The organism is Microcoleus sp. w1-18aA5 (assembly GCF_036701705.1).
Lineage (GTDB): Bacteria > Cyanobacteriota > Cyanobacteriia > Cyanobacteriales > Microcoleaceae > Microcoleus.
This window is the reverse complement of record NZ_JAUPTE010000063.1, coordinates 1-21,789: the sequence shown is the minus strand read 5'-3', so window position 1 is coordinate 21,789 and position 21,789 is coordinate 1. Positions and strand designations below refer to the sequence as shown.

Genomic DNA, 21,789 nt, shown 5'->3' with positions numbered 1-21,789 from the left:
GATTTAGTTTCTGTCGATCGATTGATGCGTCGGCTGTAGCCAATTGATTATTCTTAGAAAGTAACTGCTAATATGTGGAAACCAAGTATGAAAGTCAAGCCTTCCGATCTATCTAAAAATGCCGCCGCTACCATCATAGCTTTGAGTTTGGCTGTTCTCCCTTCAGCGATGCCTGCTTCAGCTCAAACCGAATCAGCTCCGGCACAGAACAATACTGAGTCTAATGGAGTTGTTCTAGACAGAACTCCCTTTCAAGAAAGCAAGGAAGACAACAATCATTGGGGTGCTTTGGGTTTGTTGGGCATCCTCGGTTTGGCGAATCTGTTTCGCAAGGATGAACCCAAACGCTACCGCGATCCGATGGGCGAATAATTTTTTAAACGGCCATTGCACCAGCCAAAAAACCAAATCAACCGTTGTGGATTCAGAAACCGGGTTTTTTACCGAAAGACTGGATTATTGCCTTTAATCCGAGTAACAAATCCGGTTTCTTTGATATTTATGGGTATTTTGGCCACAAAGTTTGTTTATTCAATCACGCCACAAAGCAATCCCGCCCAATAAACCGCTCACATTTGGTACTATTTTAACCTGCGGCGGTAACTCAACAGCAATCTTTTTAGTATTGCCGCCGCCGATGTAAATGCGATCGCAGTTAAAGAGATTTTGCAGATAGGTGAGCGCTTTTTCCAAACGGCGATTCCATCTTTTGGAACCGACTGTATCTAATGCCGATCGCCCTAATTGCTGTTCGTAAGTTTCCCCTTTGCGAAACGGGTGATGCCCTAATTCTAGATTTGGCACCAAGATACCATCGACAAATAAGGCAGAACCGAAACCGGTCCCCAGGGTAATTACTAATTCTACCCCTGTCCCAGCAATTGCTCCCAATCCTTGAATATCGGCATCGTTAGCCACTCGCACAGGTTTCCCCAAGCGATCTTTAAGGATAGTTTCTAGGTCAAAATCTATCCAAGACGGATCTAAATTCACTGCGGTTTTTATGACGCCTAGACGCACGACTCCGGGAAAACCGACGGATACTCGGTCAAATTCTCCTTGTCCGCTGGCTAAAGAGGCGATCGCCTCTAGTACGGGTTCGGGTTTCGGTGGTTGAGGCGTTTCTAAGCGGCTGCGTTCCGTTTGGGGATCACCTTCATTGTCCAAAACCATAACTTTGATGCCGCTTCCGCCAATATCCACGGCTAAGGTGCGAGTCGATCGATCTTGTTCAGTCATTTGATTGTTGAGACTTGCAAGTTGGTAAAATTTTAATTTTTGAATTGGCAAAACTTTTGAATCGCTTCCCAAATTTCCGCTAGGACATTTCCCAAAGAATGATCGTCTTCTAATTCGATTAATTGCACCCAGGGACGGTTAGCGGCAAAATTTCTGCTAGCTTGAATCGGTATTATTGTATCATGTTTGCCGTGAAGAATTAACGTAGGGACTGACCGAATTAATTTTTCTTCAGGGTATTGAGCCATATCTGCCACAAACTGATAATTCAGTGGCAGATAACGCTGTTCGCCGTAGTGGTAAACGGGCAAATATTTCTCCAACTGCCACTTTTCTAACTGTTGCTGTCCCAACAGCGGCAGCCAGTGGGAGATAAATTGAAAAGCCGGTGCTAGCAAAACTATTTGTTTTACTGACAATTGTCGCTGGGCCAACCAAGCCGCTGTCAGTCCCCCAAAACTCGACCCAATTATTGTAACTCCCCCTAATTGTTTTACCTTGTCGGCCGATGGGGAGGATGGGGTTTGCAGAAATTCTGTTTCTATTTGCTGTAACTGGCGGGTGAGGGTGAGACCGGAAAAATTGTTTTGATTGAGATCGGGAGTTTTTAGGTCAATTCCTAGGGACGAAAAGCAATCACGGAGATATTTTGCCTTAAGAGAATCGGGACTTGATGCAAATCCGTGTAAATAAATGTAACTAGAATGGTTTTTTAAATTCATTCAGTAATTGATATTTAACAACAAATATTAAGTATAACACCCAGAACCCCGGCTTCTTTAAGAAGTCGGGGATCTAATAAGCCGTGAACAAAATGGCACTATTACTGTGGTTTTTGACCGTTTTGCATCCGATTTTTAGCATTTTGTCGGCGCTGCTGCATCATTTGAGCTAATTGGCTGCGCTGTTCGGCTGTGAGCACTTCTCGCATTGCGAGTGTACTTTCAAATTGCACCTCTTCCAACTGCTGCCTCAATCCGATTATTTGACGGTGTTTTTCGCGCATTTCGCTGGCATTTGCCGTGCCGGACATCATCGTTTCCAATTCTTGTCTCGCTTGGCGGATTGCTTGCATCCGCTGGGAAACTTGGTCTTTGTAGCGATCACGAACTGCTTGCATTTGCTGCTTTTGGTCAGCGCTTAAATTCAGTTTCTCGAACATCCCGCCTTCCTTGCCAGGTCGATTTGGTCGCTGATTTTGTGCAAATGTTTCCGGTTCGAGGGGATGAGGAACTGCTATTGCTGCGGCTGTACTACCGAGAGTCAGCATTAAAACTGCTAGGGCAGAAATACGACGAATTGACATGAAAATTACCTCTTTGATATTACTTATTTGTTGGCGGTTGGCTGCCAGCACCAGGGCTGACAGTCAACCAGTCTGTTTGCGAGCTATCGGTCATAGTTTCTTGGGTAGAATCATGGAGGACACCCTCCCAGTTAGTAACTAAAAATGCTTCTAACTTAGCTGTTTCCTCATCTGGCAATTGTGCAGTATTAAACGGACGGTAGCCAGACCAAAAAACTAGCAGAATAGCAGCAATTGCAGACGACAAAGCCCACTTAGAAACAGAGAATATTTTTAACCTGTTATCAGACTTTGCTGACGCAATGAATCGCGGTTTTTTGCGGTGATTTTCATGGGAAAAACTCGGCTGATTACTTTCGATTGCTGCTAGGAGTTTTCGCTCTAAATCTGGTGCAGCTTCAGGAAGATTTGGGCGATGTTGCTTCAAGAAATTAACTAACTCTTGGTCGCTGCTTGGGTGATTCATAGCTCGCTGACACCTTCTTTTTGCAAAAATTGCCGCACAGCATTTCGGGCATAAAACACGCGAGATTTGACGGTTCCTGCCGGCAGTCCCAAAATTTGAGCTACTTCTTTTTGCGGGATGTCTTCTAAGTCGTGCAGCACCAAAACGCTGCGGTGTTCAAAGCTCAATTTCTCCAATCCTCGCTGCACTAAATCTTGATAGTGCAACTGCATCAAGTCAGAGGTACGATCTGTGACAACAATCCGATCCATTTGTTCTTGATTTTTGAGTTTGGAATCAAAAGAATGCTGCTTAGCAACTGCTTGTCTTTGGTCAGAAGCCACATTCCAAGTGATTCGATAAAGCCAAGTAGAAAAGTTGTCTTGGTGCTTGAGTTTTGGCAATCCTTTCCACACTCGCAGGAATACTTCTTGCGTTAAGTCGTCAAGCAGCGAGGGCCCGCAGAGTTGGTAAAGGGTTGACCTGACTTTGTGTTGGTAGCGTTGGTAAAGGTGGCGAAAGCAGGTGCGATCGCCCTTTAAACATTCAGCAACTAAGTCCGAGTCGGAACAGTTATCTATTAAAACATTGGCTGACACAGCTAACACCTGTGAAGTCTCCCCCACCAGTTCGTTATCTGAAGTGTTTAGACAGGACGATCGCGAAAAAGGTTCAAATAATTTAAAATATTATTTTGAGCATGAATCCGCTTGGGGTGTAAAAATGCACCAATGTCAGCAACAGGCTTTCGGGCCTGTTCCACAAAAACTTAATTTTCTTGTGGGGTGGGTTCTAGCCCGCCCGTAACAGGCTTTCGGGCCTGTTTCACAAAAATTAAGTTTTCTTGTGGGCCGTAGGGTTGGCTATAGCGACCAGTCCCAAATATCGGTTCTAACTATTTACAGCATTTTTCCAATAAGTATAACTTTCTAAACCAATACTTTTTTTGTCTTCATTATAGAGTTCATCTAAACATTTGAAAAGAGCTAAAGCGTAATTTTTCAATCCCAACTCTGTCAAACTTGTGATAATCCTAGTCAGCCGCAGGTAGTTGTGATTAAATTTTTGAATCCACTCTCTTTTTCTTGACAAATATTCTGCGGATTTTGCAATTACAATTTCTGCGTTTTCCCCTTCGCGGCATTCCAACCCGTAAAATGCCAGCATGACATTGAACGAACGGAGTAAGCGATTTTTCAACTCTTCACTTGTTCTAAAAGCTTGAATTACCTCATCATTTAAAGTCGGAGCACTGGAATTAAAGCGACTCTTTTCTCTTAGGGGAAACAGCCATTGAATGTAATTGTGTACGGATTCCAGCTTCTGGTAATCCCACGACCAAATATCCTCGATCGCCCGGCCTTGTGAATCAGGCTGCTGACCGAGATAGAATGCTAAAATTGTGTTTTGTTTTGTTGAATCACTCATTAATAAGTTGTGTTGTATCTAAATTGTATTTTTGGGCTGGCGGGACGCCCACCCCACAACCAGAAAATTTAATTTTTGTGTGGAACAGGCATCATGCCTGTTTTTCAAAATAGTTTTCTTGAGTCATTTTTAACCGACTGTAGCTATTAGCCAGAGACTTAAGTCTCTGGCTACTTCGCCTTGTTTACCGTAGAGTCACAAACTCTTCCGCAGTCGATGGGTGAATGCCAATAGTCGCGTCGAAGTCTTTCTTCGTAGCTCCCATATTAACAGCGATCGCCATTCCTTGAATAATCTCGCCCGCGTCTTTCCCAACCATGTGCACGCCCAAAACTCTGTCAGTATTAGTTTCAACAACTAACTTGACAAAAGTCTTCTCGTCTGCGCCTGTCAAAGCGTGAAACATGGGCCTAAACTTGGCTGTGTAGCACTTAATTGAGTCGGGAAACTTTGCTTTAGCCTGCACTTCGCTTAAGCCGACTGTAGCTGCTTCCGGCTGCGAAAATACTGCTGAGGCAACATTTTCGTGACTGATCGATCTGGGGTTATTACCAAATTCAGTATCGGCAAAAGCGCGTCCTTCGGCGATCGCAACTGGTGTTAAATTGATGCGGTTGGTGCAATCTCCCACTGCAAAAATGTGGGGCTGACTGGTGCGGCTGTCTTTGGTAACTGCGATCGCACCTTTATCTGTTTCTACCCCCGCATTTTCTAAACCCAATTTTTCTAAATTAGGCTGACGCCCGGTAGCGCACAACAGCGCGTCTACTATTAGCGTTCCTTCGGCTGTTCCCGACAGAGTTAATTTTAAGCCTTCTGGGGTTTTCTCAATGTGGTTGATCGAGCTTTCTGCCAAAATTTCGATTCCGTGCTTAATCATTCCTTCTTGCACGTTGGTACGAATTTCTGTGTCAAATTCGTTCAAAATTAAGTCACGGCGGATGATTTGAGTTACTTGGCTTCCCAACCCGTTCATAATGCAAGCAAATTCGACGCCGATGTAGCCTCCTCCCCAAATTGCCAACCGTTTTGGCTGCTCTTTTAGTAGAAAGATTTCGCGAGAGGTAATCGCGTGTTCGATGCCGACAATTGGGACTCTTTGCGCTTCTCCGCCGACAGCAATTAAAATTTTGGCTGCGGTAAATTTTTTGTCACCAACTTCGACGGTGTGGGGGTCAATAAATTTGGCGTATCCTGAGATTAATTCGACTCCGGCTTTTTCAAGAAAGCTGATGTGCAGTTTGCTCAGCCGCCGCACTTCTGCATCTACCGTGGTGACAAGTTTTTCCCAGTCGAAACTGCTTTCTACTGGACTCCAACCGTAGCCCACCGCATCTTCATAAAGGTGCGAAAATGTTGAGGCGTACACCATGAGTTTTTTGGGGACACAGCCGCGAATTACGCAGGTTCCGCCTACTAAATCATTTTCGGCGATCGCCACTTTTGCGCCGTAGGATGCTGCTCGCTTGGAACTCGCCAATCCGCCGGAACCCGCACCTATCACAAACAAGTCGTAATCGTATGTCATAATTGTATTTACCAAAAATCCCCAACTTACCAAGTTTACGCTTAACTTTTCTTAATGATAGCTCAAAAAATTTGCCTTTGAGAACTTCTGAGCGCTACATATAGAGCTATTTCAGGGGTAAGAAAACGGGGGACGAGCCGGTCTTTGGCTATCCTATAGCCCCGAAATGCCATCTGTGATGAAAAGTTTAGCCGTATAATAGCAGGTGGCCTAACTCAACCCTACCTGCTTACTGATATTGTCAGATTTGTTAACTCTGCCCATACTTTGACTCGGTAGATTGAGCTGGCTCTGTATTCTGCTCTCTTGACCGTTTCTCATCTGGTTTTTGGATTTGCTTGAGATGAATCTCATTCACCTGAGTGATAAAGTTTTCTATTCCCATTTTTGCCATTTGTTGATGTTGGGCTTCGTCGGCATCATAGCAACGATAAGCCGGACTAACTCCCAATATAAATTTCTCCTGTTCCGCTTCTAACAATTCCACAGTCGTGTTAGCAGAAATCCAATTTTCCTGAAAAGGAAAAGAGGTAACGATACTGGCGACTATCGAGGCGACAGCGGGACAAATTACCGGCAGCCACTTGAGCAACGCTTGACTTGGTTCCAATTTGTCTACCAATACCAAAATTGGTGTGATTCCCGATAAAACAACGGTTGCCAATTGGAAAGTATAGTAAATATTTCTCGAAGTCTCTCTAGTGTTTTTATAGTCGTCAATCAACTCCTGGCAATATCGTAAAGCCTTTTCTCTCACTGGGGTTATCGGATTGTTATCCGAAACATTATTCGGGTTTAACAGATAATTATATAGTTCAGCTTTTCTTCGGATATCTAACTGATTTGCACTATTCGTAGAGTTTTGAGCCAATTGCCTATTGGTCAGGAAGAGAAAAATAAAACTAGAGAGAAAAACAGCTCCTAAAATAACGATAAGTTGATTGTCTGGAAAAACTCTGGTAAGGAGGCACGCACCCACAAAAGCGGCTATGGATAAAGACTCAACAATTCTCAGGAAAGATAACATTTGTGGACTCGATGAGACTGTATTGGAAATCTCGGCCTGGTTTGTATCCGCAGCAGTAGTCATTGGTTTGTAGTCTGTTTGGCGATCGCACACAAGTTTAGCCTATTGGGGTGTCTATTCCACCCAAACCCTGTCAACCTGGTGAAGAAGACTCTGAAACCCTTGAAAAGTTGTTGATGGCGATGTTAAAATTTCCTCCTTTAACAGGTGATTACCCATAAACTGGGTTTATTGCCGATCGCCCACGGCTAGGATGATGTAAAGCAGGGCGATCGTACCTTGACAGGGGTTGCCATAAGCACCCTACAGAGAGAGTCAATCGATTTTCGATTTTCGATTTTCGATTTTCGCATTGACCCCACGGATAAATTCGGAGGCAAGTTTATCGGATACAGGTTTTTTATTTCTGGACGCATGAATCCGGGGACTTGTATCCTGGATGCTTTCGGTCACTGCATAATAGTATAGATTTTTTGGCTCTGCTGAATTTATGTATGATTTTGCTTGTAGGGGTAATTCTAAGTCCTTACACTGTCAGCGGTGGGGCAATCACGGGGGGATTTCCCCTACAAATTTCATACCCAATTGTGCAACGCCGATTTTTTTTTCCACTCCGACTTTACCTCCAGGTCGGTGTCAAAGTATTCACTCTGACTTGAATATAGATGTTCTGTTCATTAGCATCGAAACAGCCCTCACCCCGATCGCGAAAACAGATGGGAAGTGTTAGCTTAGTAGTTAGTTGTGTCGATCGCACAGAAAAAAAATGCCTGAACTACAAACCGATACATACCAAGACCTCGACCCGCAAGTCCTCTCAAAGCCCGTTGTTGTCGGTCTGGAAGAGGTAACAAAAGTTTACGGGATTGGCGACCTGGAAGTTCGCGCCTTAAACGGCGTCAGCTTGACCGTAAGACAAGGAGAATATTGCTCAATTATGGGCGCGTCGGGATCTGGCAAATCTACAGCTATGAATATTATCGGCTGTCTCGATCGACCTACGAGCGGCAGTTACTACTTAGACGGCGTAGATGTCGCCCAAATGCCCGAATCAGAATTAGCCGGAATTCGCAATTTAAAATTAGGTTTTGTATTCCAACAATTTCACCTGTTGCCTCAATTGACAGCATTAGAAAATGTCATGTTACCGATGGTTTATGCCGGCATTCCCGCAGCAGAAAGACGCGAACGGGGAGTAGATGCTTTAACAAAAGTAGGCCTGGAAAGTCGCTTGCAAAACAGACCGAATCAACTATCAGGAGGACAGCAGCAGCGGGTAGCCATCGCCAGGGCTATTGTCAACCGTCCCGTGTTGTTGCTGGCTGACGAACCTACAGGTGCATTGGATACAAAAACTACTCAAGAAGTAATGGATATTTTTACAGAATTTAACGAAAGCGGCATGACTGTTGTTATGGTAACGCACGAACCGGAAGTCGCGCGTCAAACTCGCCGCGTTGTCTGGTTCCGCGACGGTCAAGTTATTCACAATAATCTCAACCCCGAAGAGCTTTCACACGCTGTATTTTAGTATAATAGTCCGCGAAAAGCGAAAAGAAAATTAGGCGCTTGAAATCGCTTCTAGACAAACGAAGTCCGCCTACGCGGACTGAAGAATCAAGAGAGTATTACTTCTATCCAAGAGGGCTTTAGCTATTAGACAGGGGTTTTCAACCCCTGGCGGACTAATAGACAAAACGCCAGATATCTGCTTAATGAAAAGCACTCGGAAAAGCTTCCCAAACTCGATCGACAAAATCTCTAAGTTGCCGAGATGCGATCGCACCATCCTTTTTATCAGCATCCAGAGAGTGCAACTCAGTCAACAGTGAAATTACCTCAGTATCTAAAGCCGCGCGAAACAAGCTCAGCGGCCACAGCAAATCAGCACCATCTCGCAAATCGCATAAAGTGTATTCTGCCGATAAATCCTTCCCCGACGCCGATACAACTAACATCAAAGGGCGCACCCAACAAACTTGACGTGCCTCAACCACTTGGATTACCTCTGAATGCAGGCACGCATCTCCACATTCTAAACTAACAATTTGACCCGGCTTAAAGTTCAAAGCACAATTCATTAATGCTCACACTTAATACAGACATAACAAAGCAGCTAAATAAGTGCTGCATCTCTCCACAGCACCCGAAAATATTATATCATAATTCCTTCTTCCCTCTTCCCTCTTCCTTCTTCCTTCTTCCGACTGCCATCGGACTGACATCCGTTACATCCGTTAAATAATCCGTTGCCGAACTTCCTTCTGCCTGACATCCGTTACATCCGTTAAATAATCCGTTGCCGAACTTCTTCTCAACTTTCATCAAGCTTTTTAAGAGCCATTTCGAGCTCGGCTGTCAACAATCGTGCTTCTTTTTTGCCACCGCCACCATTGGCATAATCCGCCACGGAAATCGGAGAACCGATCGCAATTTTTACCTGAGCACCCCATTTAGGAATGCGCGGACGATAGCGGATACTCATCGGTACAATTTTCACGCCCAAACCCGGTTTGCTCAACTCAGCTTGCATTGCCAAACGCGCCAATCCCGGCTTAATCGGATGAACTTCCCCATCCTGAAAAATACCGCCTTCGGGAAAAATCACCAACATTTCCCTGCCGAGGAGTAGTTCCACCCCATAACGGAGACTGCCAATTGCCGGATGCTTGAGATCGACAGCAAACCCCCCCAAATGTCTGATGAACCAACCTTGCAGTCCTTTGACCTCATCAGCAGTTACCATAAACCGCAAATCGCGTCCAGTCACCTTCTGTCCAGTTGAATAGGGCATCATCAGGGCATCCCACCGGGAGCGGTGCGTAGGGGCTAAGATGACAGGCCCATCTTTCGGCAAGTGCTCCTGTCCGGTTACCTCAATCTTGCCAAAATGAAACGGTAGGACAACATAGTGACCTAGCGGATAGAGCAAGGAGGTTAACCAAGGAGAAACGCGAGAGGTATTAGATGCTACCTTGGCAGGCATTGGCTTCACTAGAGATGATTTACTGGACTCAACGGCGATCGTGGCGGTGTGGGGCATAGCAATTAAGCTGCTTTATCGAGATCTAAAGTCTAAAGTAAGGTGTTGGCCAAATCTTTAGTTTTTAGATCGGGACACTTTTGCTATTGGCCTTGTGCCGATCGAGCGATCGCGCCCGCAAGAGATAATCTCTAACAGGTAAAACCTCAACCAACCGGACAGCACTAATGCAGAGCAGTCGGCCGCCTCGAAAGCTTGAGCGGGGAATTACGGATCTATTATTCCAGTTAAAGGTCAATTTCGATTAAACATCGCCCCGAAGAAAGTAAAAAATTTTACCTGTTAATTTTTCCGGCGCGCTTCAAACCAAGAAAGCAACTGATCGCGGCAAACAGACTCCATAATACCGCCGAGCACCTCTAAGCGGTGAAACGAATGCGCGCTATCTGGAATATTAGCCGCAGTCCGAATCGTGCCAGTTTTCGGGTCATCTGCTCCGTATACCAGCAGACCAATCCGAGCTTGGACGATCGCACCAGCGCACATCGGGCAAGGTTCCAGCGTTACGTAGAGCGTGCATTGGTTAAGATGCCAGTCTTGCAAAACTTGACCAGCAGCCCGCAAAGCCAAGATTTCAGCGTGAGCAGTCGGATCGCAATCTCGCTCTCGCCGATTTTGCGCTTCGGCAATTAATTTGCCAGTACCGTCAACAATCACAGCACCAACGGGTACTTCACCAGCATCACCGGCTGCTTGGGCCAATTCCACAGCCCTAGTCATCCAGCGTTTGTGAATAAAATAAGTAGTATCACGAATAGACAACGGCTCAGCTTTACAATTCACGTCATACCTAAGTAACAGAAAAACTTAAGATCGATAAAGAAAGTTACATTACAGCTTAATCGAGAGTCTTTAATTATGGACACCACTACGATTACCACTGAAATTGTTGAGCTGTTGTGCCGCATTAGTCGGCAAAAGCTGCGTGAACAAGATATCACTCCTTTGGTAGTGTTTCTGACTGCTCTGATTTCCATCCTGCGCGGAGTGATGATTATTGACAGGACGATCGCAGTTGAAGAAGAAGAACGGCTGCAAAAGACTCTCAAAGCCTTTGCTAGCGGCGACCGCGATCGGGTAGAACTAATTCAGCGCCTTGTCAAAGGAGTATCGAAACAGCAGGTTTACTTCAACCCCACGGAATTGCTAACCCTGACAGCTTTGTTCTCAGAATCTGAAAAACTGTTGCTCATCGGTTCCGGCTACGAAATGTCAGCGGCCGACGGACACATCGACCTGCGGGAGCAAATGTACCTACAGTCGATCGCAAATCGGCTCGGCCTCGACTCCAGACACATTGCAGTCATAGACACTTTATTTACTAAAGAAGGAACCCTCGACTCACAAGCTTTTGCCGAAGTTCAAGCTTTACTCGATCCCAGCGAATTCGAGTCCCGCGATCCGGTATTTGGCAAAGCAGCAAAGCACTTGCTGAGTATTTTACTCCGCAAATAGTCCAGCGCATATAAATTTTGGAGCAGTAAAAGTCGTGAGAAGAGTTCGAGGATTTGACGCTGTTTCCAATTGAGATGCGACTGGGGCGCTCTTACCCTCAAAAACCGAGTTGTTTAACCCCTACCAAGAGCGCTGCACGGCGTATGTTCGTAAAAAACCTGGTTTCTCCCTAAATCCCGCTTTATTTTTTTTTCCAGAGTCGATCGACCCTTGTATCCCATTGAACCGAATGCCTCTAAAATCTAAAAGCGACTTGTCGCTGCCTTGATTGACTCAGCTCAATCTCAAATCTCAAATTGATTGATTATGCAAATTGAATGGCAAACCGCCAAAACCTACGAAGACATTCTCTATCACAAAAGTGGTGGCACCGCCAAAATTACCATCAATCGACCTCACAAACGGAACGCTTTCCGTCCCAAAACAGTTCTGGAACTGTGCGATGCCTTTACTGATGCCCGCGAAGACACAAAAATAGGCGTTGTCCTTTTCACCGGTGCGGGGCCTCATACAGACGGCAAATACGCCTTTTGCGCCGGCGGCGACCAAAGCGTGCGGGGTTCGGCGGGATATGTAGACGAAGGTGGCATACCCCGGTTGAACGTGCTCGACTTGCAGAAGTTGATTCGATCTATGCCTAAAGTTGTAATTGCTTTAGTTGCAGGCTACGCAATTGGAGGGGGTCACGTTCTGCACTTAATTTGCGACTTGACGATCGCTGCTGACAATGCTATTTTCGGACAGACCGGCCCCAAAGTCGGCAGTTTCGACGGTGGTTTCGGAGCTAGCTATCTTGCCAGAGTCGTCGGCCAGAAAAAAGCCAGAGAAATTTGGTTTTTGTGTCGCCAGTACAGCGCACAGCAAGCCCTAGAAATGGGTTTAGTCAACTGCGTCGTGCCCGTCGAACAACTAGAACTAGAAGGGATTCAGTGGGCTGCGGAAATTCTCGAAAAAAGTCCGATCGCGATTCGCTGCTTGAAATCTGCTTTTAATGCTGACTGCGACGGTCAAGCCGGTTTGCAAGAACTGGCAGGAAATGCCACTTTGCTGTACTATATGACCCAGGAAGGCGCCGAAGGCAAACAAGCCTTTTTGGAAAAACGGCAACCTGATTTTAGTCAATATCCTTGGCTGCCATAGCGGGATGCAGAAATCAGTTTTTTTTATGCGCTCATATTAAAGTAAATGCTGATTTTTATGAGTTAGTAAAGCCAAATGCACCCGATCGTCCAAAATTGTGACTATTGATACCAGTTCCCAAAAAGAATGAAACTGCTTTGTCAGATCCCAACCATGATAATGATCAGTGATTTCCCAATCGAAAATCGAAAATGGTATGACCTATCCTGCTGCCGACTAACTAAACCGAAACTGCGGCAGCGGATTTTTCGGTTAATGTTGTGCCTGTAAGCTGGCAGGCATGGCGCTCGGAAAGAGTGACGGTGGCATCCTGCAGCGTCAGAGTCGATTCTTGCCACATTCCAATTTCTTCTATGTTTTCCCAAGATGACCTAAAAGGCGAAACCGCTAAAGCACAAGCTTTCCAGTGGCTTTGAACCGGGCCGCTTAGTAGAGCGCAAACACCCCCGCGTCTGCCCTCAGGGGTATAGTGACGGCAGTGACCACAAGCTGAAGTTAAAGGTGAAGTTAATGAGGTTTGCATAAAAGTTCTTAGGGAAATCATTTTCATCTCTAATTCTCCTTTGTAGAGCTAGCAGGTTTTAGAGCATCCCAACCTTTATGCTGTCTGGTTTGTAGCGATCCCCGAAGTATAATTAAATTTTATAATTTATTTATAATCTCGTTATATATAGAAACAATTAGCTCGGTAGTTGCTCATTGTATAGGTAAAAACATAGGTTAAAAGTTTATAAAGGCGTTAGGGATCAAGAAAAAGTACAAATACCCAAGGAGTATGAAAGGTCACAAATAAGCGGTAGCTCAGGATACAAAAAGTGGCTGAGAGTGTCGGTAAGCAGCCTCCGGGAAACAGCAACAATTAAGTTTTTAAATGAAAATGAAAAATAGCTGCCGACGATCGACAGCAGGCGATCGGGCCCCTGTTGCATTGACGCCAAAAGTAGCTAATCATAAAATAGGCAAGTTTTCAAGCTTCTTGTTTATATCTACAATCAAAACATTAAAATTAATTCAGAGGCGGTAGGAGTTTTGCTAATGAGTAAGCGTTCTTCGGTTGAATCCCCAAATCATCAATCCTCTTCAACCCCAATCAACCCTGCTTTGCAAGCAGTCCTGGGGAGTCTAGATGTAAATCTAGAAGCAGAACTGACAACATACAGAAGGCACAGGAGGCGCGCCGAACAGTGGGTGTCGCCCTCAGTTCGTACCGGCAAGCAAACAGCCACAACCGAGCAACAGCTAGCCCAAAATTTGGCGCCAGAGACTGCGGAGGAAACCCAGCAGCCGCTATCGCTGCCCCTATCCCTTGCCGGCACTCAGGGCGATGCCCCGCTAGCAACTACCAGGGGTGGCACAAAATTATCTAGCAGTGCCTTCGCACCCAACAATTATCTCGAATCCAGCGAAAAACTCATCGAAAGTTTGGACGAGTCAAAAGCTGAGCCTACGGTAGAACGCAGTTTAGCTGCCAGTTTGTTAACTCCCTTGGGACTGAGTTCGATGCTGCTGTTTTTGCTGTCATGCACAGCTTTGGGCTACGCCGTCATGTACCCGTCAAATCTAGTTAAGATGGCCGGCTTGAACCGTTTGCTCCGCACCTCACCCTCTCCCAGCGACAGTCCCGCCTCTAATTCCACCTCAGATACCAGCACCAAGGAACTGCCGAAAGCTCCAAATCTGGTATCCAAGGAATTTGTAGAGCTAGATTTGAGCACTCTCAGCAATGTCCAGCCGACAGTCAGCCCGATTCCTTCCCCGTCACCAAAAGCATCAATCCCGCCAACTCCGCCAGCGCCTCCGGGCCCCAGCGGGGCTGTGCCGATTCCTACAGAAGACGGCAACCCGGCCAGAGGCAGGGAACAAGGACTCAACAATCTGAGTACAGCTTTGCTTCCCACTCCCAGCCCCAGCGCCGCCCAGCCAGTGCCGACACTGCCGACACTGCCTCCAACACCCTCCCCAGCCCAGCCTGCCGCCGCATCCCCGGCGACCGCATCCCCAGCAGCCGCATCCCCAGCAGCCGCATCCCCAGCAGCCGCATCCCCGCTGGGAAGGCCTGCACGGGCCGCCGACGGTTTCTATTACGTTGTCACCGATTACACCGACGAAAAATCGCTGCAGCAAGCCAGAACCGCTGTTCCCGATGCCTACGTGCGAAACTTCTCAAAGGGTGTCAAGATCCAAATGGGGGCTTTGAACGATCCTGCCTCAGCAGAACGTTTGGTGAAAGAACTCCAAGAAAAAGGGGTGAAGCCACAATACTATCAACCATAAATTAGGTAAAGGGTGAAAAACTTTAACTAAATTGTTAGACAAAGCTAGACAATGATGAATGTTTTGTCTAACACAAAATTGGTTTTGTAATTGTCAATTCCCAGTCCTAAATCTAAAATTTAATAAAATCGGGAGACGGGCAAAATGGGATTATTCGATCGCCTATGGCGAGTGATTCGAGCCAATATTAACAGTTTAGTCGGGGCGGCCGAAGACCCAGAAAAAATTCTGGAACAGGCTGTAATGGATATGCAGGAAGATTTAGTGCAGCTTAGACAAGCTGTGGCAGGAGCGATTGCAGCTCAAAAACGCACTGAACGCCAGTGTTCCCAAGCTGAGTCTACAGCAGCAGAATGGCATCAGCGGGCGCAGCTAGCTTTGCAAAAAGGCGAGGAAAGTTTGGCGCGGGAAGCTCTGACGCGCAAGAAATCTTATCAAGAAACGGCAACGGCGATGAAAGCCAGTCTGGGACAACAGAACGCTGTTGTGACTAAACTTAAAGAAAATATGCGGACTCTCGAAAGTAAAATTTCCGAGGCAAAATCTAAAAAAGATATGTACATTGCCCGAGCTCGATCGGCCGCATCGTCGGAAAGGCTGCAAGAAATGATGGGCAATCTCAGTACCGGCAGCGCTTTGAGCGCCTTTGAACGGATGGAAGAGAAAGTCATGCAGCTAGAAGCTCGCTCCGAAGCAATCGCGGAACTCGGAACTAACGATTTAGAAAAGAAGTTTCTCTCTCTCGAAGGTGCCGACGATGTGGATACCGAGTTGGCGGCGATGAAAGCACAAATGCTTCCGGGCAACAATACACCCAAATTGCCGTCGGGCGAGCCGCCCGCATCCTGAACCCCAGGCAATAGAAGAAGAGTCGGGACGAGCAAAAACTTCTCAACAGCCTAGCTAGAGATGGCTCGAAGCCTGTTGGGGAATTCCCGGATCGAAGTTAAACTCAATAGATATGTGCATGAATAAGCTTGCCTGCATCACATTACTCGATCGCTTTAAACTGGATTTATCTGTCTGCAAAAATTGCCAAAAACTAAATCGCACTAAAAATCTGACAAGAGTGAATTTCACAACTGCGGGCTAGGGCTATCAAGCCTGCTTTCCGCCTACTTCGTACACCTCATCCAGGAAAAATAGCATTATGGGATTATTTGACCGCATTAGCCGAGTCGTCAAAGCCAATCTTAACGATCTGGTCAACAAAGCTGAAGACCCGGAAAAGATTTTAGAACAGTCTGTTACGGATATGCAGGAAGACTTGGTGCAGTTGCGTCAGGCCGTTGCCAGCGCGATCGCCACTCAAAAGCGTACCCAGACTCAGTACAATCAAGCTGAATCTCAGTCTAACCAGTGGCAGCAGCGCGCTCAGCTAGCCCTGCAAAAGGGAGACGAGACTTTGGCCCGGGAAGCGCTAGTTCGCAAAAAGTCTCACGCTGAAACGGCGGCTACGCTGAAAGCTAGTCTGGATCAGCAATCGGCTCAGGTGGAAAGTCTCAAGCGTAACTTGATCGGTTTGGAGAGCAAAATTTCCGAAGCTAAGACTAAGAAGGATATGCTCAAAGCGAGGATATCCGCTGCTAAAGCTCAGGAACAGCTCAACAATACCATTGGCACCTTGAATACTGGCAGTTCAATGGCGGCTTTCGATCGCATGGAAGAAAAAGTTTTGCAGATTGAAGCTCGCGCGGGGGCTTCGGCAGAATTGGCCGCCGGCGGCAGCAATTTAGAGGAACAGTTCCGCTTGCTCGAAAGCGGCGGCGATGTTGACGACGAGTTGGCTCAGATGAAAGCTCAACTGACCGGGGGTTCTGTGTCTCAAGGTCAATTGCCGGCAGCGGGTAAAACGGCAGCAGCTAGTAGCTCGGAGTCGAGCCCGGTGATTGACGCTGAGTTGGAAGAATTGCGATCGCAGCTCAATAAAATGTAGTAATCTGTATCAAAATTTACCTATTTCTCAGATCGCAGGTTTGATAGAATGCTCCGCCGACCTACAGGGCTAGCTTGGGAGGTCGGAGTTTTTTTCAGCAATTGTCTAACACACAAAACATAGGTTTTGTCAACTATCTTTATATTGACTTAAGGAATTAAGTGTTTAAAAAGTGAGAGAGTAATTTTATTCCTTGCAAGATGGCTAGCTTGGGAGGTCAGAGTTTTTTTCAGTAATTATTTAGTACATAAAATAAGAGTGCTGTCAACTATCTTTATATTGACTTAAGGAATTAACTCTGTCAAAAGTGATAGAGTAATTTTATTCCTTGCAATTGCGCCGGCCGCGCCCGATCGTAAGTGTAAATAACTATCAAATATGGCTAATCTGTCATGCCCGTGCAATTTTCGAGAGGCTTTTGTAAAATCAAGTTTTTCAAGGCATTAGCACTTGGTTTTTCAATTGCAGCTATTTGCCCCGCACTGCTATCAGCTTTAAGTGTGGGTGAGTCGATGGTTGGTACCGACTCAGGGGTGCAAGCGCCAATTTTGCATGATAATTTACCGCCTCAATTCAAACTAAATCAAGAAACAGCAGACGATCGCGATCGGCTTCGTGATTTATACTCGGGTTCAGAATTAAATAGAGGCAGTAAAGAGCAAGAAAATAGCATCCCGGAACTCGATCAATTGACCCAAAGTGAGCCCGCAGACACTCTCCCTCAATTGCCGAACCGAGGAGAAAACAGACACGAATTTCCGATTCCCAACCCGCGGCTGTCAAATTCGGCTCCCCTCCCATAACCCACGCCACCAAAGCCCTTGCCTTCAGCCGCACAGCTTTTGCCGCCTGCTGTTCCCGCGTCGGCACAGCCTGCAGAATTGCTAACATTGCCGGTACGATCAAAGTCGATCGATGGGAAGTAGTTGGCAGTTGATTTACCGCGAGCCGATCGTGCAAAATCCGAGAAGAGAAATCGCGATCGGTATTGGTACTCGCAGTCGAGAAAGCGATACATCTTTGCTGGGAAAGGATTTTCCACTGTCGTCGGCAGCAGATAATCGGGGAAGAAATCGGGTTGCGGTGCTGAGGCTGTTTCAGGATTTTACTTAAAGGGGAGAGAGAGATGTCTTGGTGGCGCGATCGCAGTTCTGTTAGGGAGTTGCAGCATTTGGCGCTACGGTGAGCAGCAGCCCTGACAGTTGATTTTTGACCTCGTGGTCAATAGCAGTACGTGCGGTTTTTGGCTGCTGAGAGGCTGCTGGTGGTACGATCGGATGGGGAATTGGCTGGGGCAGGGGCAGAGCTTTTGGCGATCGAACAATTCGCTAGAGGGGGCTCAGATATCTTGCGGGGTTACTGTCAGGATGCAATGCTTACCCCTAGCGGGATTTTTGATTCAGCCGATTTGCGGTATCCGATGCCAGCGCACCCGCGACAAGCAAGGAGTTTTGCAGGTGACGCCATTTGTGGATTTTGGCAATGTTTGGAATCCCAGGGAAAGCGCGGTTTTGGAAGCTAATACTTTACTGTCAGCGGGATTGCGGTTGCGGTAACTGTACGGCGAAAGGTGGAATGCTCGCGGAGGCTGGGGAATTCCTTTGATTGATATTAAGTCGAGCAACAGGAGTTTACAAGAGCGTGGGCTGTATTTTTCTGTATAATTCAAACCTTTTTAGGAAAGCAGTCGTTTTGCCCTTGGCGGAACTGAGCAATTCCGCTATATAGTAATAAGTATCATTTGGCACTCATCGTTAGGTGCCAAGAGTGCATTTTACTGATAATCTTTAAATTAAACTATGTCTAAGGTGCGGTTGCTGCTTTTAAGTTCTTTTGCTGCCGGTTTTGGGCTTTGCTCAATCATTTTGGCGATGTTTACGATGACTTCCCGACTGTCGTTTACGTCTTTTTTTACCTTTGTTTTAACTTTGGTGTTTTTTGGCATTAATCTGATTTTTGCTTTGCATTATTATACATCTATTACCAAGCAATTGAGTGTTAAAAATAAAAGGAAAGCGAGAATTTAGCGGTTGTGAAGCAGAATTGGAAAAAGGCATGGAGAGTTCTTTAGGGAATTTGAATGAAATTCAGAAAACGCCTCTGGGTTAGGAAAACTATCTAGCTGTAAGCCATAATTATTTAAGGTCTAATTATTTACGAGGTGCGATCGTGGTTATTGCTTCAACCAACCCGCCAAATCTTCCCGATGCGACAAAGACTCGCTTTACTCCAGATGAATACCGGGCGATCGAGGAAACAGCCGAAGAACGTCACGAATACTTTAACGGAGAGATTATCGCTATGCCAGTAGGTTCAGAAGTCCACAGCGCGATCGCCTGTAACCTGTTAATTTACTTGGGACTTTTGCTCAGAGACACCGAGGATCGAGAGCTTTGTGTTGAAGGTCTAATTGAGATTGTGCTTAATATTAATGCCTATATGGGTGTGAATCGGCTTTTCATCCCATGAGGGGGGGGTCGAGATTGTTGAAGACGTGCGATCGCAATTTGATGGTCAATAAATTGTAAGGATTCAGGTCTAAAAACTTGCGGCTCCAACGCTTGTCTGGCAAGGGTTTTAGGGCAAAATAAGGGTTTTTGTCTTTCGTGTTTAATTGTCAATAAACGAGGAGAAGTGACAGTTTTTCGTGGTTTATTGAGAATAGCGATTGATTGAGTATCAAGCTCCATATCTAAAGTCTTTGCCCAGCAAGGAGTTCAGTGACCTGAATCCTTACAATAAATTTAGTGTTTAAAAAGTGATACCCATGTTAAAAGAATTAAAAACTATTTCTCTTGCAACTCTTCTGGTATTAGGCATAGCTAAACTGGGTTCTACTGCACCTCTCCCTAGTCCTAATAATCAAGGGGATTATACGGGAAGATATTATCATACTTATTGGGAAGTAGTAGACCCAGATCCAAAGGGGTTAAATTGTCGTATGAATTCTTCTTTTGAAGAATTTATGCGTGTTGACAACCCCACTCCATTTGATGTTTTTAATTGGTCTGTAGTTGGTGTTTTAAAACAGGGACAGCGTTTTGAAAGCTTTCCTGGTAATGCTGGTGTTACTTTCCGTGATACCAGGGCTTTACCTTGGCTTTTTGTAGGAAAAACCTACACTGCTGGTGCGGCGCAAGGTTGTTTTATTCGCGCTAATAGTCAATTTGTCAAACCAATACAGATGTCATCGACTCGCGTACAACCCCAAGCGAGTCAACCGCTTACAAGTTCCACAGCGCTGCCGGTGAAGCTTGGTTTTGACGAAGGATTTGGATCGATTGTAGTACCAGAAAGCGATACCACAGCATCGGCGTATGGAGGACGGTTAAGGCAATATGACGTTCACATTGCCAAAATGTTTGAAGTCACCCACTTTATGTGTCAACAAGAAAATTTAACACCCGGTATTACTTGGAATTACGAGGCTGGGGGTGGCACGATTAATATGGGAAGTTTTGTAATAACCTGCCGACTTGCTAATCAAATAGCTAGTGCCTATGGTTTAGGTAAGTCGGAACCTACGAATGTGACTTTTTCGGCTGGTGAAGTCGGTCGCCCCGCTGTCAGAAGTTTCAACATTCCCATCCTAGATATTACAGGTGATAAATTACTACGCTGGGTGAGTTTTGTGCAGGGATTTCAGCCAGTGAGGAGGTAGGGCGAACACAGATCATATGCTCTACTGTAAACAAAAAGCGCCCATATTACTAGGAGCGCTATTGGTCAATCAAAAGCTAAAACTTAGCCATTGATAGAAGGAGCAACCATTGCTACAGGAGTTGTTTCGCCAGCAACCAAATCAAGCGGGAAGTTGTGAACATTGTGTTCGTGCATCATTTCCATACCCAAGTTAGCGCGGTTAATCACATCAGCCCAAGTATTGATCACACTACCTTGCGAGTCGATAATGGATTGGTTGAAGTTGAAGTTGCTAGGTAGATCGAGATGACAGTTTAATTATGCCCGCACCAACTCCAACCGATATCGGTACAAAGCCACAGGATGCCCCCCAGCCGCAAAATAATCCGGGTCTTGTGGCGACAAATAAATCGCTGTCACCTGATCCGCCTCAATTCTTTTACTCGCAGAATCGCCATTTTTCCCACCTCCAACAACTTGATAAGCAGTTGTAGTTTCCACCTCGTTTAAATAAATATCAGACTCTCCCCGAAAAATCTGCTGAGAAATCTCTGTAGACACAAACTCGCGAGGATTCGGCGTCTCAGTTCCCCGACTGGTAACAATCGAAATTAATTGGCGTTCCCCTTTCAAAACAGTAATTTGGCGGTTGGGATTGGTCGGATCGACTTTCACTGAAAGTACGCCACGATCGCCTAAATAAGCCTTGGCAATATTCAAACCGTTAAAATTGCGATCGGCTACAATCTTTTGAGCCTTTTTAAATGTTAAATTAGAAATTAACCCAAGATTTTTTTTAGGTTGAAATCGCACTTTAAATAATATCGGCTGCTGCAAATACTGGCGGTTGCTTTCAAACCCTGGCGTGACAATATTTGGCGCTAAAGGAGAGGCTAAATCTACCAAAGTGCTAGCAACATTCCAATTCCCCGCCATCCAGTCTGGATATACCAAATCTCCCTTAGCTACAGCGATAGAAGGCTTGCTTTCCCAATCGGGAAAACTTGATATGCGATCGCCCAAAACCCCCGCCCTCGCAACGCCACCCCACAGCAGTACCGCCAAAACCAGACAAAAACTCCAAATTACCTTCATACCCAATTACATTCAAACAATTAATTTTCTGTCTCTCTTTCTCTTCTTTATCTCTTCTCTGCGCCCTCTGCGGTTCATTAATTCAAAAATCAGACAACAAATCAGTTAAACATCATATTTTATACCTGGGGGGGTGACAACCCACCTGAAACCCATAGCTAGTAAGGATTGAGCCAACTTGTGGTAAAAAAAGATAGGCAGCAGAGTTGTTACACGCTTGCCTATCCAAAA

General features: G+C 45.8%; 28 protein-coding genes and 1 pseudogene. 11 read left to right on the top strand and 18 right to left on the bottom strand.

Features of this window, described 5'->3' with window-relative positions; translation table 11 throughout:
* Positions 1-87 precede the first annotated feature (87 nt).
* Positions 88-372, top strand: coding sequence for a WGxxGxxG family protein (locus tag Q5691_RS20395; protein WP_333214925.1), 285 nt, complete (start codon positions 88-90; stop codon positions 370-372).
* 159 nt (positions 373-531) lie between these two features.
* Here the strand turns inward: Q5691_RS20395 and Q5691_RS20390 are convergent, their stop codons facing one another.
* The 8 genes from Q5691_RS20390 to Q5691_RS20355 all read right to left on the bottom strand — a co-directional run bounded on the left by Q5691_RS20390 (position 532) and on the right by Q5691_RS20355 (position 6,817).
* A complete protein-coding gene (locus tag Q5691_RS20390; RefSeq protein WP_333214923.1) occupies positions 532-1,239 on the bottom strand; it encodes an ROK family protein in 708 nt (235 codons plus the stop codon).
* Positions 1,240-1,271: 32 nt separating this feature from the next.
* The gene (locus Q5691_RS20385; protein WP_333214921.1) at positions 1,272-1,961 is read right to left on the bottom strand and encodes a YqiA/YcfP family alpha/beta fold hydrolase; all 690 of its coding nucleotides are present in this window, start codon (positions 1,959-1,961) and stop codon (positions 1,272-1,274) included.
* A 101-nt stretch (positions 1,962-2,062) separates the two neighbouring features.
* Positions 2,063-2,545, bottom strand: a complete 483-nt coding sequence (locus Q5691_RS20380) for a Spy/CpxP family protein refolding chaperone (RefSeq protein WP_333214919.1) — start codon at positions 2,543-2,545, stop codon at positions 2,063-2,065.
* A 19-nt stretch (positions 2,546-2,564) separates the two neighbouring features.
* Entirely contained in the window at positions 2,565-3,011 is a 447-nt protein-coding gene (locus Q5691_RS20375) for a hypothetical protein (protein WP_333311530.1), read from the bottom strand.
* Positions 3,008-3,598 carry a sigma-70 family RNA polymerase sigma factor gene (locus Q5691_RS20370; RefSeq protein ID WP_333311539.1) on the bottom strand — a complete coding sequence of 197 codons (591 nt, stop codon included), beginning with the start codon at positions 3,596-3,598 and terminating at the stop codon, positions 3,008-3,010. The genes Q5691_RS20375 and Q5691_RS20370 overlap by 4 nt, the downstream gene beginning before the upstream one ends.
* A 283-nt stretch (positions 3,599-3,881) precedes the next feature.
* Positions 3,882-4,418, bottom strand: a complete 537-nt coding sequence (locus Q5691_RS20365; protein WP_333311529.1) for an opioid growth factor receptor-related protein — start codon at positions 4,416-4,418, stop codon at positions 3,882-3,884.
* A gap of 184 nt (positions 4,419-4,602) precedes the next feature.
* The gene (gene gor / locus Q5691_RS20360; protein WP_333214911.1) at positions 4,603-5,946 is read right to left on the bottom strand and encodes a glutathione-disulfide reductase; all 1,344 of its coding nucleotides are present in this window, start codon (positions 5,944-5,946) and stop codon (positions 4,603-4,605) included.
* A 250-nt stretch (positions 5,947-6,196) separates the two neighbouring features.
* Positions 6,197-6,817, bottom strand: a complete 621-nt coding sequence (locus Q5691_RS20355; RefSeq protein WP_333311528.1) for a DUF4231 domain-containing protein — start codon at positions 6,815-6,817, stop codon at positions 6,197-6,199.
* Between the two features lie 922 nt (positions 6,818-7,739).
* Here Q5691_RS20355 and Q5691_RS20350 point away from each other — a divergent pair.
* Entirely contained in the window at positions 7,740-8,504 is a 765-nt protein-coding gene (locus Q5691_RS20350; RefSeq protein ID WP_333139323.1) for an ABC transporter ATP-binding protein, read from the top strand.
* Positions 8,505-8,685: 181 nt separating this feature from the next.
* Here the strand turns inward: Q5691_RS20350 and Q5691_RS20345 are convergent, their stop codons facing one another.
* The 4 genes from Q5691_RS20345 to tadA form a co-directional block, all read right to left on the bottom strand.
* Complete coding sequence (locus tag Q5691_RS20345; RefSeq protein WP_333214906.1) at positions 8,686-9,054, bottom strand: hypothetical protein; 369 nt, start codon at positions 9,052-9,054, stop codon at positions 8,686-8,688.
* A gap of 79 nt (positions 9,055-9,133) precedes the next feature.
* Positions 9,134-9,298 (bottom strand): hypothetical protein, encoded by a 165-nt coding sequence (locus Q5691_RS20340; RefSeq protein ID WP_333214904.1) that lies wholly within the window; start codon positions 9,296-9,298, stop codon positions 9,134-9,136.
* Complete coding sequence (locus Q5691_RS20335) at positions 9,288-10,016, bottom strand: lysophospholipid acyltransferase family protein (protein ID WP_333346636.1); 729 nt, start codon at positions 10,014-10,016, stop codon at positions 9,288-9,290. The genes Q5691_RS20340 and Q5691_RS20335 overlap by 11 nt, the downstream gene beginning before the upstream one ends.
* A gap of 282 nt (positions 10,017-10,298) precedes the next feature.
* A complete protein-coding gene (gene tadA / locus Q5691_RS20330; RefSeq protein WP_333311525.1) occupies positions 10,299-10,799 on the bottom strand; it encodes a tRNA adenosine(34) deaminase TadA in 501 nt (166 codons plus the stop codon).
* A gap of 75 nt (positions 10,800-10,874) precedes the next feature.
* Between tadA and Q5691_RS20325 the strand changes: the two genes are divergently transcribed.
* Both Q5691_RS20325 and menB read left to right on the top strand, forming a co-directional pair.
* A complete protein-coding gene (locus tag Q5691_RS20325; RefSeq protein WP_333233117.1) occupies positions 10,875-11,471 on the top strand; it encodes a TerB family tellurite resistance protein in 597 nt (198 codons plus the stop codon).
* Between the two features lie 306 nt (positions 11,472-11,777).
* On the top strand, positions 11,778-12,611 hold the full coding sequence (menB, locus tag Q5691_RS20320) for a 1,4-dihydroxy-2-naphthoyl-CoA synthase (RefSeq protein WP_190733148.1): 834 nt from the start codon (positions 11,778-11,780) through the stop codon (positions 12,609-12,611).
* Between the two features lie 220 nt (positions 12,612-12,831).
* Here the strand turns inward: menB and Q5691_RS20315 are convergent, their stop codons facing one another.
* The gene (locus Q5691_RS20315; protein WP_333085038.1) at positions 12,832-13,134 is read right to left on the bottom strand and encodes a hypothetical protein; all 303 of its coding nucleotides are present in this window, start codon (positions 13,132-13,134) and stop codon (positions 12,832-12,834) included.
* A 512-nt stretch (positions 13,135-13,646) separates the two neighbouring features.
* On the opposite strand from Q5691_RS20315, the gene Q5691_RS20310 reads away from it, so the two are divergent.
* Together Q5691_RS20310 and Q5691_RS20305 are read left to right on the top strand one after the other, a co-directional pair.
* Entirely contained in the window at positions 13,647-14,885 is a 1,239-nt protein-coding gene (locus Q5691_RS20310; protein WP_333214896.1) for an SPOR domain-containing protein, read from the top strand.
* A gap of 144 nt (positions 14,886-15,029) precedes the next feature.
* Positions 15,030-15,734, top strand: coding sequence for a PspA/IM30 family protein (locus tag Q5691_RS20305; protein ID WP_333214894.1), 705 nt, complete (start codon positions 15,030-15,032; stop codon positions 15,732-15,734).
* A gap of 54 nt (positions 15,735-15,788) precedes the next feature.
* On the opposite strand, the gene Q5691_RS20300 is transcribed toward Q5691_RS20305, so the two are convergent.
* The gene (locus tag Q5691_RS20300; protein WP_333167716.1) at positions 15,789-15,965 is read right to left on the bottom strand and encodes a hypothetical protein; all 177 of its coding nucleotides are present in this window, start codon (positions 15,963-15,965) and stop codon (positions 15,789-15,791) included.
* 70 nt (positions 15,966-16,035) lie between these two features.
* Here Q5691_RS20300 and Q5691_RS20295 point away from each other — a divergent pair, with 70 nt between their 5' ends.
* On the top strand, positions 16,036-16,821 hold the full coding sequence (locus Q5691_RS20295) for a PspA/IM30 family protein (RefSeq protein ID WP_006635936.1): 786 nt from the start codon (positions 16,036-16,038) through the stop codon (positions 16,819-16,821).
* 573 nt (positions 16,822-17,394) lie between these two features.
* Here the strand turns inward: Q5691_RS20295 and Q5691_RS20290 are convergent.
* Positions 17,395-17,712, bottom strand: coding sequence for a hypothetical protein (locus Q5691_RS20290; RefSeq protein WP_333214892.1), 318 nt, complete (start codon positions 17,710-17,712; stop codon positions 17,395-17,397).
* A gap of 24 nt (positions 17,713-17,736) precedes the next feature.
* Between Q5691_RS20290 and Q5691_RS20285 the strand changes: the two genes are divergently transcribed.
* Together Q5691_RS20285 and Q5691_RS20280 are read left to right on the top strand one after the other, a co-directional pair.
* Complete coding sequence (locus tag Q5691_RS20285) at positions 17,737-17,934, top strand: hypothetical protein (protein ID WP_333214890.1); 198 nt, start codon at positions 17,737-17,739, stop codon at positions 17,932-17,934.
* Between the two features lie 89 nt (positions 17,935-18,023).
* Positions 18,024-18,377: a hypothetical protein gene (locus Q5691_RS20280; RefSeq protein WP_333214888.1), complete on the top strand. Its 354-nt coding sequence runs from the start codon at positions 18,024-18,026 to the stop codon at positions 18,375-18,377.
* Positions 18,378-18,613: 236 nt separating this feature from the next.
* Here the strand turns inward: Q5691_RS20280 and Q5691_RS20275 are convergent, their stop codons facing one another.
* Complete coding sequence (locus Q5691_RS20275; RefSeq protein WP_333214886.1) at positions 18,614-18,766, bottom strand: hypothetical protein; 153 nt, start codon at positions 18,764-18,766, stop codon at positions 18,614-18,616.
* A gap of 224 nt (positions 18,767-18,990) precedes the next feature.
* Between Q5691_RS20275 and Q5691_RS20270 the strand changes: the two genes are divergently transcribed.
* Both Q5691_RS20270 and Q5691_RS20265 read left to right on the top strand, forming a co-directional pair.
* The gene (locus Q5691_RS20270; protein ID WP_333214884.1) at positions 18,991-19,290 is read left to right on the top strand and encodes a Uma2 family endonuclease; all 300 of its coding nucleotides are present in this window, start codon (positions 18,991-18,993) and stop codon (positions 19,288-19,290) included.
* A gap of 298 nt (positions 19,291-19,588) precedes the next feature.
* Positions 19,589-20,482: a hypothetical protein gene (locus Q5691_RS20265; RefSeq protein ID WP_333346633.1), complete on the top strand. Its 894-nt coding sequence runs from the start codon at positions 19,589-19,591 to the stop codon at positions 20,480-20,482.
* 83 nt (positions 20,483-20,565) lie between these two features.
* Here the strand turns inward: Q5691_RS20265 and Q5691_RS20260 are convergent.
* Positions 20,566-20,757: pseudogene (locus Q5691_RS20260) on the bottom strand (photosystem II q(b) protein); the annotation flags it as partial.
* A 24-nt stretch (positions 20,758-20,781) separates the two neighbouring features.
* Complete coding sequence (locus Q5691_RS20255; RefSeq protein WP_333346631.1) at positions 20,782-21,558, bottom strand: DUF6816 family protein; 777 nt, start codon at positions 21,556-21,558, stop codon at positions 20,782-20,784.
* Positions 21,559-21,789 lie beyond the last annotated feature (231 nt).